At 46.0% G+C, this 767-nt stretch carries 1 pseudogene; it reads left to right on the plus strand.

Annotation, left to right across the window (positions count from 1 at the left end):
• Positions 1-767, plus strand: a pseudogene (gene rpoB, locus A3750_RS03060) (DNA-directed RNA polymerase subunit beta); the annotation flags it as partial.

Here is a 767-nt window from a genome sequence, read left to right on the forward strand (position 1 = left end):
GCTGCGCCTCTTCGCGTCAAAGTTCGCCTAATCATTTATGACAAAGAGTCTTCAAATCGCGCGATTAAAGATATAAAAGAGCAAGAAGTCTATATGGGCGAGATGCCTCTGATGACAGATAACGGTACCTTCGTCGTAAATGGTACTGAGCGAGTGATCGTTTCTCAGCTGCACCGTTCTCCGGGTGTATTCTTTGATCACGATAAGGGCAAAACGCATTCTTCTGGTAAGTTGCTTCACTCCGCTCGCGTTATTCCATACCGTGGTTCTTGGTTGGATTTCGAGTTTGATCCGAATGACAACGTGTTTGTTCGAATAGATCGTCGTCGCAAATTGCCTGCAACTATTTTATTGCGAGCTCTAAATCTAGCAGACCAGCAAATCTTAGATATGTTTTTCGATACGAGTCGGTTTGTTGTAAATGACGACGGCTTTGAGCTTGAACTTGTGCCCGAGCGTCTTCGTGGTGACATGGCCACGTTTGATATTAAGGGTGCGGATGGCGAAGTAATTGTTGAAGAAGGCCGCCGTGTTACGGCGCGCCATATCAAAAAGCTTGAAAAGCTTGGCGGAACCCTTCAAGTGCCAAAAGAGTATCTTCACGGTAAGGTGCTGGCAAAGGACATTATTAACGAAGAAACTGGCGAGCTGCTCGCTAGCTGTAATACCGAGATCACAGAAGAGGTTGTTGAGGCTCTTTTAGCGGGCGGTATCAGTGAAGTGGAAACGTTATACACCAACGAGTTGGATTGTGGTTCGTTTATATC

Source organism: Oleiphilus sp. HI0079 (genome assembly GCF_001635105.1).